Origin of the sequence: Steroidobacter sp. (assembly GCF_036406195.1) — a bacterium.
GTDB lineage: Bacteria > Pseudomonadota > Gammaproteobacteria > Steroidobacterales > Steroidobacteraceae > Steroidobacter.
In genome coordinates this window covers 416,420-430,381 of the sequence record NZ_DASWVW010000061.1, presented here as the reverse complement: position 1 = coordinate 430,381, position 13,962 = coordinate 416,420, and the positions used below count along the sequence as shown (strand labels likewise).

Below are 13,962 nucleotides of genomic sequence, written 5' to 3'. Positions count from 1 at the left end.
CTACTGGCATGCCGCCAGGCCGTCGATCCACTGCGCGAGCAACGACACGCCCGTCGCGTCGACCGTAGTCGACCCGAGCGGCGGCATCCCGGACGCATCGCGACGGTTCATTCGATACACGAGCAACGAATTGGCGGAATCGCCCGGGGCGATCAGCCGCGCGTTCGCACCGAGCCCCAGATCGCCGGACGCCGGCAACACGTCGCACGCATTGGTGCCCATCAAGCTGGTCGGGTAGCGCAGATCCATGTTGCTCGGTGTCGGGCCGCCTGGCCGGTGACACTGCGCGCAGTTGGTGTGGAGGTAGGCACGGGCGCGATCGGCGATCGGTGCGCTACCGGCCGGATCTGGTAGCGCGGGCTGAGCCGCTGCGTCGGCGATCGCCGGCGTCAGCATGCCAATGTGATTGAGTGTCGTCAGTTCGTTCGCCGTACGATTGGTCTGCGGATACGCGAAGGTTCGATTGAGCTGCGCCGTCTCCAGCCCCAGCGCGCGGCCCGCGGCTTCAGTATGACATTCGAGGCATTGACCTTCGCTCGGGAAGATCCAGGTGCGGCCTTCGCCCAGGTCGCGCATGGCGCCACCTTCGAGCAGCGTCGCTTGCGTCTGCTCCGCATTCCACTCGTAACTGAATCCGCCCCAGACGCCGTCGGGGTGGCGCATGAACAATCTTGTTTCGATCAAGCGCGTGCCGATGCGAAAATTCTTCATTAGCACCGTGCCGTTTGGAAAATTCCAGTCGCCGCTGGCTTGCACGGTAATGTTCTGCCCGTTGGGCAATGCCATCCAGCGGTCCTTGTCGGCGCCATCGGACCAGAACGGCGCGTTGATGGCGTAGGGAATGAACCCGGCGGCGGGCTGCTTCGGATCGCTGCTGCTGACGCAGCCGGTGTCGCTCAACAGCCGCGGCGCGGTGTTGACGACGCCGCTGGCTTCGAAGTTGATCCGATGCAACGTACCGCCGTAGTTCAGCACGTACAGCTCGCCATCGTTGCCTTGGCCGAACGAGGCGATGTTCAGCTCCGTGTCGAGCAGTTGAGTCGGCTCGCGATTCGCCGCGCCGTTCTCGGCGATCCAGGCCCAAATGCGGCCCGAGCCGAAATCGCCGAACAAATATCGGCCCAGCAGCGCGGTGCTTTGCGAGCCGCGATACACATAGCCGCCGGTGATCGAGTTGCCGAGCGAGTGGTTGTATTCGGTGACAGGATCGGTCAGCGTGGCCGTGCTGCAGCCCGGCGTGCCAGCGTTGTAATCATGCGCGCCCTCGCGGCAGCGCCAGCCGTAGTTGCCGCCGATCGTGACCTGATTCACTTCCTCCCAATCGCCCTGTCCGACGTCGGCGAGCCATAGATCGCCATTGCTGCGATCGAAGTTCCAGCGCCATGGATTGCGGAAACCGTAGGCGTAGATCTCCGGGCACTCGCCGCTGCTGCGTCCGGCGGGCGGGCACACTGCATTTGCCACGAATGGATTCGACGGTGGAATTGTATACGGCGCGGCGCCATCGACATCGATGCGCAGCAGCTTGCCGAGCAGGGTAGTGAGTCGTTGACCGTTACCGCGATCACCGTGCGCATCTCCGCCGCCACCGCCGTCGCCCATGCCGATATATAAATAGCCATCCGGACCGAATGCGATGTGTCCGCCGTTGTGGTTGGTCTCCGGCTGGTCGATGGTCATCAGAATCGTTTCGCTGGTGGGATCGAGCGTTGCACCGCCATCGTTGCTGCGGAAAGAGGAAATGCGCGAGACCAGCGGCGAGTTGCCGGTTGTGTACGACAAGAAGACGCGACTATCCGTTGGGAAGTTGGGATGGAATGCCATGCCCAGCAATCCCATTTCCCCGCCGGAACGCACACGCGAGGTGATGTCTATGAAAAGACTGGCGCTCGCCGGATTCGTGCCGGTGAATTGCTGCACAGCACCGTCTTGCTGAACGACGAACCAGCGAGCACTGTCGCCGGGCGCCTGCAGCAGGGCCAGCGGCGAGTCGAACGTCAGGTTGGTGAATCGACTCAAAGAAATATCACTGCCTGCACTCGGGCGCGGCCATGCCGTACAGGTAGCATTGTCCGGGCGTGCATCCAGACCGGAATCGGGATTCGGCGGCGCGGGCGTGCTCCCGCCGTCATTGCGTGACACGGGTGCGCCGCTATCACAGCCTTGGAGGCCGGCGAGCAACAGCAGTGCCGCGGCCATCGCCGTGAGCCGTTGTGAACATGGAGGTCGATGTGAATGCGACACGAGAGTCTGTCCCTTGGCGCCCGGCGTGAGTACCCGGTTGGAAGCCGTAGCGATGGTACGCTTGACGGGTCAATGAGGATCCGCGATGTCGGCGCGCCCCACTCTGTGGTTAAGATAGCGCCAACGCCATCTCGAGTCGCGCACCCCGGATGAGTGCCAGCAGACTGTCGCCGCCCTTGCCCGACTTGATCGCTCAACGCGGCAATTCGGGCGAGTATCCGGAAAATACATTGCCGGCGTTGCGCTCCGCGCTGGAGCTGGGCGCGCGTCATGTCGCGTTCGACGTTCAGCTGACGGCGGATCGCCAGCCGGTGTTGCTGAACGATTCCAACCTGAAGCGCATGGCGGGCCTCGATCGCAGTGCGCTGGAAATGGCCTGGCACCAATTGGCCGAAATTTCGGTCACCGAACCCGATCGGTTTCAGCGGCAGTTCAACGATATCGGCGTGCCCACTCTGGCGCAGGCGGCGATGCTGATGGGAACGCATCCGTCGGTCACGGCATTCATCGAGATCAAACGCGCGAGTCTGCGGGTGTTTGGTACGGATGTAGTCGTGAGAAAAGTCTGCGAGGTACTGAAGCCGATCGTGCGCCAGTGCGTGTTGGTATCGCGCGATCTCACTGCGGTTCATCACGTGCGGCAGGTTTCGTCTTGTCGCATCGGCTGGATACTGTCGGAATATTCCAACTTGTCGGCGCTCAAGAGCGAGGCGCTGGTTCCCGATTATCTATTGTGCGATCACGAGCTGTTGACGCCGACCAATGCGCAGCTGTGGCGTGGGCCGTGGCGATGGGTGATTCAAAATGTCAGCTCTCGCGAAACGGCAGCTCAGCTTGCGGCGCGTGGTGCAAAGCTGGTTGCGACCACCTCGTTTCGCAAATTGCTTCGCGAGCTCAAGGCTGGGGCGGAGCGCGCGTGAGCTGCGCCGCGATTGAAGTCGGTCGCGCTACCCGGCAGCAGACGGCTGCCTGAACATGATGTTCGCAATCTGACGATCGGCCCAGCTGGCGCCGTTGAAGCTGTCCATGAAACCGCAGTGGCCGCCCTGGGGAATGGTGGTCACCTGCAGATAGGGCGAAGGCGCGAGATGTTGCAGGTCGTGGGCGGGAATGATGGGGTCGTCCAGCGACGTGAGAATGTGGCTCGGCACCGTGAGGTCCGCGAGCGCGTCACCGGTGATGGCGTAGCCGTTCAAATACGCGTCGAGGTCGGCGAACTCGCTGTAGTTGCGCACCAGCAGCTCGGTCATGCTGCGGATGCTGGTCTGCGCCAGGATCTTGGTGAAGTCATATCGCTTGGGAAAGCACTGCTGTTTCCGGCGCAGCGAGCGTTTCCACTTGTTGATGAAATATTGCTGGTAGATGAACCAGCCGCTCTCGAGCACTTCCATCGTGCTGTGAGGTCTCAGCACCGGACACACGGCGACGGCGCGCTGCAGCTCGATGCCGGCTTTGGGCGCTTTCGCGGCGACGCGCAACGCGAAGTTGCCGCCCAGCGAGAAGCCCGCGACGGTGACGCGCTTGCTGGGCAAGGAACCTTGGATGCTGCGCACCGCGCCGATGACTTCATCGAGCCGGCAGGAATGAAAGATGTCTTCGTTGAGGTGATGGCTCGGGCCGTGATCGCGGAAGTTGAGACGAAACACGTCGCAGCCGAGGCTGAACAGATGGCTGCCCAGCGACAGCACGTACACCGAGTCGGCACTGCCTTCCCAACCGTGCAGCAGAATGGCCAGGTCGCGGCCCGGCGGTCTGCCGGCGGCTGCCTGGCTGGAGTAGTGCCCGAGCAGGCGCACGCCGTCACCGCAGTCGACGATCTGTGTGTCGGCGACTGCCAACATTTGTCTGGCGCGGCTCGCTACCAGCGGCCGTCGCAGGCTCAGGCTGGGCACGATCGATTGGAAGTGCGCATTCGCGAGCCAGCTGGAAGGAGCGAAGCGGGCAACCAGCGACGTGTCGGCGGAATCCAAGGCAGCGGAATCGGTCATGAATCGGTTGGCGATCGGTCAGGGGTCGATGCGGATCGGGGACGAGCCTGGCAGGGTACTGACGAAATCGGCACTTACCAACAAGCTTGGGGTCGTGAAGCCGGGGTTGCAAGCGCGGTTCAGTACGTGATCGAGAATTCCCAGCGATGAGTGCACGGTCAACGTATAACCGTTGGCGGTGCGCAGTCTGGCGGTTTTCACTTCTCCCGCGGCGTTGCGCGCTTCGCCCCACACGTGAGTGGGATTGTTATCGCGCTGGGTTCTGTCGGGCGGTGTGATGCGCTGCTGCGCGCTGAGTTTCACCAGTTCCCGGATCCAGCGTTGCCGCAGCAGCGGGCGAAACAAGTTCGCGCGCCGCATGTTATCGACGGATCGCTGTGAGGTGGCGGTGTACACCTCGATGTTCTTGATACCGGTGCTGTAGTACGCAGTACTGACATCACCCCAGGGAATGCTGACGGCAAGTTTCTCGCCGGCGCCGAAGTCGATGCGGCGCGTGCGCGAGCCGAGGCGCTCGGTCACGAGTTTGCCGTCAATGCGTACACACGAGCCTTTGGCCGCCGCTTCGATCGCAGTCTTGGCAGTGCCCCTGCTCAATCCCGCGCGGCTATCGAAGCCCAGCGCGAGATGGGTCGCATCGGGCAGCGCTTGCTTCAATCGAGCTGCGACACAATCTGTCGGCACGACGTCGAAACCGACGCCGGGGCAGAGCACGATGCCGGAGCGCTCTGCCTTGGCGTGCACTCTAGCGGCCAGCTCGAATACGTCGATCTCGCCGGTGATGTCGAGATAATGAACGTGGGTCGCGAGGCAGCCCTGCATCATCGAAGCCGCGGTCTGAGAAAACGGTCCTGCACAGTGCAGAACGGCCGCCACCTGCGTGAGCGTCGAGACCAGTGCGGTGTGATCCTCCAGATCGAACACCGCGCTCGGACAGTCGAGCTCGGCCGCGAGCTTGGCGATTTGTTGTTTGGAGCGGCCAGCCAGCACCGGGCGCATGCCGCGCGCGACCGCTTCACGCGCGATCAGCTCGCCCGTGTATCCGTTGGCACCATAGAGCAACCAGGGGGGCGACATTGGAACCTTTTAGCAGCGACGTCCGTGGCGAAAGCGCAAGCTCATGAACCCGCTGGCTGGGTAGCGAACTCAACCCGGTTGTTTTGAGCAGCGATGCGATTCCATTCGCCCGCGGTGACGCGTGCGAGTTGATCCGCAGTTGGATAGGGCACGCTGGGGCGGCGGCCTTCGTGAGTCACTTCGACGGTCAAGCCATCGTCCTGGCGCAGCGAGGAGAGCAGGTTGGCGAATGCCAGGGACTGGCGCTGCGCCGTCGGCAGGCTGTCCTCGAACGGGTTGCCGACCAGATCGCAGCGCTTTACGGGCAGCTCATCGGTGGCCATGGAATAGCCTTCGATGCCGTTGCCGGTGAGACAGAACTCGCCGACGAAGGTCGCGACCTTCACCTTGCCGCGGAAGCCACTCGAACGCAGCTGCCCCAGCAGCTCGCGCAATCGTTCCAGACGCGCACCGGAAAGGGGCGCTTCGCCGTAGGGAACCCCCTCGGCGACGATGTTTTCGGCCTTCGCCGGCATCGGGGCGGCAACGGAGGTCGGCTTCAGGCTGGCCTGCAACGCGGTGAGCTGTGCCTGCTGCCCATCGATGGTCGCTTGCAGGGTGGTGACCGCGCCGCGCAGCGCTTTGCTCGTCTCCAGCTCCTTGGTGTAGAACAGCGCCAGCACCAACGTGGGGATGAGCGCGATGGCGCCGATCGCCGCCGCCAATGGCCAGCGGCTTTGCCGCACCACGACCGTCTGCGTTTCGAGGTGCTGCGGTGGTTGATCCGGCGCGGCCGCCACCGGAGGCGCGGGCGCCGTTACCGGTTTGGCTTCGGTCTGGATGCGACGGGCGAAGGCTTCGAGGCTGGCCAGCACGAAGCGCCGCAGCTCCGAGCTGTGCTCCTTGAGCAGCGGCGCGATCGCGTTGCGAATCGCGGTTTCGACCTCTCCGGTGGAGGGCCGGACCGCTTCGATCTGCACCGTCGCCGTGGCACTTTCGTTCTGCGCGTTCGACACGACCGGGCGCGATTCACGCCGCTCCGGCAACAACCGCAGCTGATACAGCACCCTGGACACGTCGGCGTGCTTTACCGTCTTGGGCAACACACCTACCGCACCCAGCGCGCGCGCCTGGCTCACATAGAGCTCGCCTTCCTGCGAGGTGTACATCACCACCGGAATGGTCGCGGTGTCCGGGTTGCCCTTGATGGCCTGAATGGCCTGGAAGCCATCCATGCCGGGCATCAGGTGATCCATGAAGATCACGTCCGGGCGCGCCTGGCGCAGGAACTCCAGCGCCGCTTCCGCCGATTCGGAGGAGTCCACTTCCAAGCCGTAGCCTTCCAGCATGCGGCTCAATATGACGCGCGCGGAACGCGAGTCGTCGACGATGAGGGCGCGCTTGCTCATGGGGAAGCGAAGTGGGTAGTTAGTTCAAGGTGTGTAGGTTAAGCGTAGGCAGCGGCAGCTCCAATAGGTTGACCGCTTCTTAATGGCTGGTTGAGGAGTATGCTGGGCATGGATCTCCATTCAGCGACGTAAGACGGCCACGCCACGGTGGTCGTGGAGGTGATCGCCAATGGCACCGTCAGGGGCAACCTCGGGAGCGACCTCAGGCGCTCGTTCCACTTCGGACATTCGCAACATCGCGCTGGTGGGCCAGGCCGGCTCGGGCAAGACCCTGCTGACCGAGGCCCTGCTGCACGAGGCCGGCGTCATCCGCAGCCGCGGCAGCCTGGAGCGCGGTACCACTGTTTGTGACTTCGATCCGCAGGAAAAGCAGCTGCGCCACTCCCTGGACGCGGCGCTGGTGCACTTCCCGGCGGCGAACTGTCACGTCCATCTGTTCGACACGCCGGGCTACCCGGATTTCGCCGGCCGCTCGCTCACCGCCCTGGAGGCGGTCGAGACCGCCGCGGTCGTGGTCAGCGCGGTCGCCGGGGTCGAGCCCATGACGCAGCGGATGATGGATTTCGCGCGCGACCGCGAGCTGTGCCGGCTGGTCATCATCAACAAGATCGATGCCCGGGATGCGCAGCCCGAGGCGGTACTGGCGCAGGTGCGCGAGCTGTTCGGCCGCGAATGCCTGCCGCTGAATCTGCCCGCCCAGGGCGGCACCGCGGTGGCCGATTGCTTTTTCGATCCCGGCCCTGACGCCGTTCAGCGACCCGATTTCTCCTCGGTGGAGACCGCGCACACCGAGATCATCGACCAGGTGGTCGAGCTCGACGAGGACTTGATGGCCGTGTATCTGGAACAGGGCGAGGAGCTGTCGCCGGAGCAGTTGCACGACCCTTTCGAGCGCGCACTCCGGGAGGGGCACCTGATCCCGGTGTGCTTCACCTCCGCGGAGACCGGCGTCGGCGTCAAAGAGCTGATCCGGATCTTCGCGCGCCTGATGCCCAATCCGATGGAAGGCAATCCGCCGCCTTTTCTACGCGGCGAAGGGCCGCAGGCCGAGCGCGTCAAGGTGGACCCCGATCCGAACAAGCACGTCATCGCGCACGTGTTCAAAGTGAACATCGATCCATTCGTCGGGCGGCTGGGCATCTTCCGTGTTCATCAAGGCACGATCCGCTCCGGCCAGCAGCTGTTCATCGGCGATGCGCGCAAGCCGTTCAAGGTGGCGCATCTGTATCGCATTCAGGGCAAGGACCACTACGAAATTCCGCAGGCCATTCCCGGCGACATCTGTGCGGTACCCAAAGTCGAAGAGATGCATTTCGACGCGGTACTGCACGACTCGCATGACGAAGATCACTATCACCTGAAGTCCATCACGCTGCCGCCGGCCATGGCAGGCATCGCCATCGAGCCCGAGCGGCGCGGCGAGGAACAAAAGCTCTCGGACGCCCTGCACAAACTGGTTGCCGAAGATCCGGGCGTGCGCATCGAGCATCAGGCCGGTCTCAACGAAACCGTGTTGTACGGCATGGGCGATCTGCACCTGCGCGTGCTGCTGGATCGCATGAAGGAGCGCTATGGCGTGGGCTGCAAGTGCAAGGCGCCGAGCATTCCATATCGGGAAACCATCACGCGGCCGGCGGAAGGTCATCATCGTCACAAGAAACAAACCGGCGGCGCGGGGCAGTTTGGCGAAGTGCATTTGCGTGTCGAGCCGCTGCCGCGCGGCGAGGGTTTCGAGTTCGTCGACGCCGTGGTCGGCGGTGTCATTCCTTCTCAATACATTCCCGCGGTGGAAAAAGGTGTGCGGCAGGCGTTGGCCGAAGGTGCCGTCGCCGGCTTCCCGCTACAAGACATTCGCGTCATCGTTCACGACGGCAAACATCATCCGGTGGACTCGAAAGAAGTTGCATTCATCGCCGCCGGCCGGCGCGCGTTTCTCAACGCTGTCGAGGAAGCCGCGCCCATCGTGCTCGAGCCCTTGGTGCGGATCGAAGTCACATCGCCGAGCGCGGCGACTGGCGACATCACCGGCGATCTCGCCACTCGGCGCGGCCGAGTCAGTGGCAGTCAATCGCTGGCGAACCAGCGCACGCGAATCAGTGCGCTGGTGCCTTTGGCGGAGATCAGCGACTATCAATCACGCATCAAATCGCTGACCGGCGGAGAAGGCGCGTACACCATGGATTTCAGTCATTACGATCCGGTGCCGCCGCGTAAACAACAAGAGCTGGCGCAGGCATTCAAACGCGCCGAGAGCTGAACATCCAGTCTCGGCGGCGCGCGACCGTTGCTCAGGCCGGCTTCTTGAACCGGAACATCACCTGGTCCGTCTTGTGCCGGACCGCCGGATCGAACACCGGCTTGCTGTGATCGTCCTCGGCATTCGCGAACGCCTTGCTTTCCGCATCGAGCTGCAGCCCCGCGGCTGCGAAGTCGCGCTTGATGACTTCGGGATCGATGCGATGGAGCGCATCGACGCTCACGGCGGGATCGGCACCTGCCACGGCGGCGTGATCCAGCACCACCACGGTGGCACCGGGCTTCAACGCGGCAGCCAGTTTGGCCAGGGCCTGCGCCGGATCGATGTTCGGGAACGAACCATCCTTCGCCTTCCAATGCAGGTCATGATACGACATGACGAACAACGCGGCGTCGAGGCTGTTCGGCTCGAACGGCGCCTCTTCGGGCGTGGTGGTTACCTGCAGCACGTTCGGCAGGCGATCGTTGCCATAGCGCTGCTGGGGCTTCTCGCCGGAGAACTTGAAGTACTCGGGATTGTTGTACGCGATGACCTGGCCGTCGCTGCCGACGACTCTCGATAGCAGCTCGGTGTAGTAGCCGCCGGCGGAAAAGTAATCGACCACTTTCATGCCGGGCTTCACGCCGAGGAACAGCAGCACTTCGCTCGGCTTGCGCCACGAATCCTCGTCCATGTCGCCGGGCAGGCGCTCGATGTTGCCGATGGCGTCATGAATTGCGGTCTTCTCTACCGCGGTCAGCTCCGAAGTTACGGCGGCGGGCGTCGCTGCTGCCGGCGTCTGCTCGGCGAGCGATTGTTCTGGTGGAGCTTTGTTGCAACCAGCGATGCTCAGCGTGGAAATGGAGATGGCCAGCAACAGGGCACGGCGCATGGGGACCCCCGATGTATTGATCCGGTCGATGATTCCATGATTTCGGTCAGCTGCGTGTCATCGCTTCCAGCTGCTGCGACAGCTTGGTGAGCTCGCGCTGCAGATGGTTGCGTTGTGCCGGCGTCAGCGCTGCATCGATGGTCGACAGCACCGCCAGCGACTGCTCGCGATTCTTCGTGGCCTTGCTCCGACAGGCATCGGTCCACTGAGTTTCCGGCTTGCGCAGCAGCGCGAGAATACGCTCCTCGATGGCTGCGGGCGACTCGCGTGCGGTGAAGCGTTCTCGGAGTGCGCCGAACATGGCCTTGCGCCAGCGTGACTCGGCGGTTGGTGTTATCGCGTGCCTTCGCGTCGGTCCTGATCAGGAACGCTGCAGACCGGAACATCCATCATTCATGAACCACAGCCGTCGAAGCGCGGCACACCAGACGATACCCCAACCGCATCGATTGTGGAGCCGTTCCTGTTTGTAGCATTTGCAGGAGCAGGTTGGTGGCCGTGTACGCGAGATCGTAGGTTGGTTGATGAACCGTAGTGAGCCGTGGCCACACCGTTTTCGCGATGTAGGTGTCGTCGAATCCCGCCACCGACAAACGTTCAGGAACGTTGATGCCCAGCTCGTGCGCGGCCATCAACACACCGGCGGCCATATCGTCGTTGCTGGCGAAGATCGCGGTGGGCGGTTCTGGCTGCGACAGCAGTTCCTTGGCCGCGTCCATGCCGGATTCGAACACGAAGTAACCCTGGCGCACGTAACGATCCTGATATTCGATGCCGTGCGCGGCCAGCGCCGCCCGGTAGCCTTGCAGCCGCTGACCGCTGGCGAAGTGATCCGGATGGCCGATGATGAAGCCGATGCGCCGGTGGCCGAGCCCGATCAGATATTCGGTCATTTCACGGGCCGCGCCAGCGTCGTCCATGTCGACATAGGGCGTGTGATGGACCATGTCGTTCGGTGCAACCCGCACGAAGGGCAGGCCGCGCCGGTCCAGCGCATGGATCAGCTCGGCCGACTCGCTCAACGGTGCTGTCACGATCAAGCCGTCCAGATGCGTCTGGTCCACCAGGCCGAGCACGTCGCGTTCCATTTCTTCGCCGCGCCCGGTGACCTGATGCATCAGCAGCTGGAAGCGGTCTTCGCGACAACGGGCCATCGCGCCGTGCTGAACGTCGACGATGTAGTTGGCGCTGGGATTCTCGTAGATCAGCCCGATCAGGAACGAGCGCCGGCCCGCCAGGCTGCGCGCCGACAGGCTCGGGTGATAGTTCAGCTGCTTGACGATGGCGAGCACGCGCTGCCGAGTCTCCTCGCGCACGTTGGGCTCGTTGTTCAATACCCGCGAAACGGTCTTGATAGCGACGCCGGCCGCTTCGGCGACGTCCTGGATCTTGGCCCTGCGCGGCGGCGCCTTAGTCATCGCAGACACTTGAACAAAAAACAGACATATCAGTCCCCATTCAGTCGCAAGCAGATCGATACAAATCCCGTCAACCGCAATCGGGCGTGTCGTTCAGGCCCGATTCCAGGCGCACATTGGCCAGGCCCAGCTCGAGCTTGCCAGCGGTGGTCAGCAGGAACGGTGCGGTGACATTGCGCAGGTCGGCGCCCCGGCTCTGGAAACAATGCAGGGGCATCTTCAGCTGGCGCCATTCTCCGGTGGGCGCCTGTCTGAGCTGCGCGTCAATTGGCAAGTCTCCCCGACAACCCGGTCCGCATTCAATGCCAAGTGTGACGGCGGCGCTCGGCGCCACGTCGACACGGTAGTCGAACGTCACCGAAAGCTGGCCATTGGCCTCGCGTTGCAGGTCGATCGGGCTGTCGCCTTGCAGCGCCAGTGTGGCCGGGCCCCGCCCTGACCATTGCGCCAGCCGCGCATCTTCCTGGGCGGCGTGATCGATGGCGCTGATCCTCAGCGCGTCGCCTTGCGCATTGCCGACGCTGGCGGTCAGCGCGGTACGTGCGCCGTCACCCGCGCCGACGGCAAGCTGCCAGCCGTTGGTGGGCCGTCCCGCCGCGAAATAGCTGTGCGTCGAGGTCTGTCCGGCCGGGACAGCTGGCACTTCCTCGGAAAGCACCGGCAGATCGACCGTGTCCTGATAGGTCAGGCCGAAGCCATACTCGAACAGCGGAGCTTCCGGCGCGCCTTCGCTGTTGAACAGTTGCGGCGTGCGCGGCCAGGCAAACGGCAGCTTGCCTTTGAAGTCGTAATTGACCGAGCCGTCACGCTTGGTGAACAGCACGTCGGCGATACCGCCGCCTTCCGAGCCCGGCAACCACGCGGCGACAAACGCATCGGACGCATTCAGTTCCGGGTTGACCCACAGCGGCCGGCCCGACAGGAACACGGCGACCACCGGGATCTGCTCCGCGCGCAGCTTCTTCAGCAACTCGAGGTCGGTGTCATTGCCGGATTTGTAGTCCAGCGTGGCAATATCGCCCTGGAATTCGGCGTATGGGTCTTCGCCGAATACCACGATGGCCACGTCGGGCTTGCGCGTGTATTTGCCATCCACGCTCAATTGCGCCGAGCCGCCGCCAGCTTTCACTGCGGCGCGAATGCCGGCAAAGATCGACTCGCTCTTGGGGAAATGTTTGTTGGCGATACCGGTGCCTTGCCAGGTCAGCGTCCAGCCGCCGTTCTGCTTGGGCAGGTTGTCGGCGCCGTCGCCGGCCACCAGCACTTTCATGTCGGGCTTCAGCGGCAGCAGCTTGTTCGCGTTCTTCAACAGCACCAGTGACTCGCGCACGGCCTGTCTGGCCACGGCGCGATGTTCCGGCGAACCCAGCAGCTCGAACTTGCCGCCGGGCGGACGGCTGGAAGGCTTGCCGGCTTCGAACAAGCCGGCGCGCAGCTTCACGCGAAGAATACGGCGCACGGCATCGTCGAGGCGCGCCATGGGAATTTCGCCGGAGCGAACTTGCGCCAGCGTGTTCTCGTAAAGCTCCTTCCAGCTGTCGGGTGCCATGAACATATCGAGGCCGGCGTTGATGGCGGCGGGACAGCTGACATTGCTGCAGCCTTCGACCTGGCCGTGCGCGTTCCAGTCGCCGACGATGAAGCCGTCGAAGCCCATGCGGTCCTTGAGCACGTCGCTGAGCAGGCCGCGATGGCCGTGAATCTTCTTGCCTTGCCAGCTGGAGAACGACGCCATTACCACTTGCACGCCGGCGCTGATCGCGGCGACATACCCCGGCGCATGGACATCGCGCAGTTGTTCTTCGGTAATGCGAGCATCGCCTTGATCGCGGCCTTCGAACGTGCCGCCATCGGCGAGAAAGTGCTTGGCGGTGGCGATCACGTGATTGCCGCGCAGGAAATCCGCTTTGCCCGGATCGCCTTGCAGACCGAGCACGATGGAATGCGCGTACTCGCGAACCAGCGTGGGATTCTCCGAATACGATTCGTAAGCGCGACCCCAGCGCACATCCTGCGCGACGGCGATTGTCGGAGCGAAGGTCCATTCTTGACCCGTGACGCGCAACTCGGTCGCGGTGATCGCGCCGATCTTGCGCATCAGATCGGCATTGCGAGTCGCGCCCAGGCCGACGTTGTGGGGGAACAAGGTCGCGCCAATGATGTTGTTGTGGCCATGAACCGCGTCCACGCCCCACATGATGGGAATCGCATGCTTGCCGTCGCGCGTGTCCATCGACGCTTCGTAGAAGGCGTCGGCCGCGGCCAGCCATACTTTCGCGGGCGCGAGATCGTCGCCGCCCGGCGCGGAGTTGCCGCCGTTCAGCACCGATCCGAGTCGATAGCGACGCACGTCGTCGGCGGTGACGCTGCCCACGTCGGCCTGGATGATCTGGCCCACTTTTTCTTCGACGCTGAGCGAGCTCAGCAGCGCGTTCAGCCGCGGTTCGATCGCGGTGTCATCCAATGCGGGCAAGGAAACCTGCGGCCAGATTTCGGGATGCACATTGGAAGCGGTGGTGATGCGGCTCGGCTGAGTTTCGCCCGTGGTCTCTTCGCGCTTGGAGCAGCCCGACAGTGCCCCCGACAATGCCATTGTCATCAGTGTGACTGCCAGGGTGCCGCGATAGCCGGCGTGCGCGCGTGCCTCGATCATTGTTTGCCCCCAGTTCCTTGCTGTCATCGTGCCCGACGCCGGACAGAATTCCACGGGCGTGACAAC

At 63.6% G+C, this 13,962-nt stretch carries 10 protein-coding genes; 2 read left to right on the top strand and 8 right to left on the bottom strand.

Annotated features, from left to right (window positions below; translation table 11 throughout):
* Positions 1 to 2,019 carry a PQQ-dependent sugar dehydrogenase gene (locus tag VGE08_RS25485; protein WP_331070750.1) on the bottom strand — a complete coding sequence of 673 codons (2,019 nt, stop codon included), beginning with the start codon at positions 2,017 to 2,019 and terminating at the stop codon, positions 1 to 3.
* 374 nt (positions 2,020 to 2,393) lie between these two features.
* Between VGE08_RS25485 and VGE08_RS25480 the strand changes: the two genes are divergently transcribed.
* Positions 2,394 to 3,164, top strand: coding sequence for a glycerophosphodiester phosphodiesterase family protein (locus VGE08_RS25480; RefSeq protein WP_331070749.1), 771 nt, complete (start codon positions 2,394 to 2,396; stop codon positions 3,162 to 3,164).
* A 27-nt stretch (positions 3,165 to 3,191) separates the two neighbouring features.
* Here the strand turns inward: VGE08_RS25480 and VGE08_RS25475 are convergent, their stop codons facing one another.
* Genes VGE08_RS25475 through VGE08_RS25465 form a run of 3 tightly spaced genes read right to left on the bottom strand, consistent with a single transcriptional unit; the run spans position 3,192 to position 6,697 of the window.
* The gene (locus VGE08_RS25475) at positions 3,192 to 4,232 is read right to left on the bottom strand and encodes a YheT family hydrolase (RefSeq protein ID WP_331070748.1); all 1,041 of its coding nucleotides are present in this window, start codon (positions 4,230 to 4,232) and stop codon (positions 3,192 to 3,194) included.
* A gap of 18 nt (positions 4,233 to 4,250) precedes the next feature.
* Positions 4,251 to 5,309, bottom strand: a complete 1,059-nt coding sequence (locus tag VGE08_RS25470; protein ID WP_331070747.1) for a saccharopine dehydrogenase family protein — start codon at positions 5,307 to 5,309, stop codon at positions 4,251 to 4,253.
* Positions 5,310 to 5,350: 41 nt separating this feature from the next.
* Positions 5,351 to 6,697, bottom strand: a complete 1,347-nt coding sequence (locus VGE08_RS25465; RefSeq protein WP_331070746.1) for a response regulator — start codon at positions 6,695 to 6,697, stop codon at positions 5,351 to 5,353.
* A 169-nt stretch (positions 6,698 to 6,866) separates the two neighbouring features.
* Here VGE08_RS25465 and fusA point away from each other — a divergent pair, with 169 nt between their 5' ends.
* Positions 6,867 to 8,954 carry an elongation factor G gene (gene fusA, locus VGE08_RS25460; protein ID WP_331070745.1) on the top strand — a complete coding sequence of 696 codons (2,088 nt, stop codon included), beginning with the start codon at positions 6,867 to 6,869 and terminating at the stop codon, positions 8,952 to 8,954.
* Positions 8,955 to 8,985: 31 nt separating this feature from the next.
* Here fusA and VGE08_RS25455 read toward each other — a convergent pair whose 3' ends face one another.
* From VGE08_RS25455 to VGE08_RS25440, 4 genes are all read right to left on the bottom strand, one after another.
* Positions 8,986 to 9,825: a hypothetical protein gene (locus tag VGE08_RS25455; RefSeq protein ID WP_331070744.1), complete on the bottom strand. Its 840-nt coding sequence runs from the start codon at positions 9,823 to 9,825 to the stop codon at positions 8,986 to 8,988.
* Positions 9,826 to 9,871: 46 nt separating this feature from the next.
* Positions 9,872 to 10,126: a hypothetical protein gene (locus VGE08_RS25450; protein WP_331070743.1), complete on the bottom strand. Its 255-nt coding sequence runs from the start codon at positions 10,124 to 10,126 to the stop codon at positions 9,872 to 9,874.
* Between the two features lie 88 nt (positions 10,127 to 10,214).
* Complete coding sequence (locus VGE08_RS25445) at positions 10,215 to 11,243, bottom strand: LacI family DNA-binding transcriptional regulator (protein WP_331070742.1); 1,029 nt, start codon at positions 11,241 to 11,243, stop codon at positions 10,215 to 10,217.
* A 70-nt stretch (positions 11,244 to 11,313) separates the two neighbouring features.
* Positions 11,314 to 13,896 (bottom strand): exo 1,3/1,4-beta-D-glucan glucohydrolase, encoded by a 2,583-nt coding sequence (locus tag VGE08_RS25440; RefSeq protein ID WP_331070741.1) that lies wholly within the window; start codon positions 13,894 to 13,896, stop codon positions 11,314 to 11,316.
* Positions 13,897 to 13,962 lie beyond the last annotated feature (66 nt).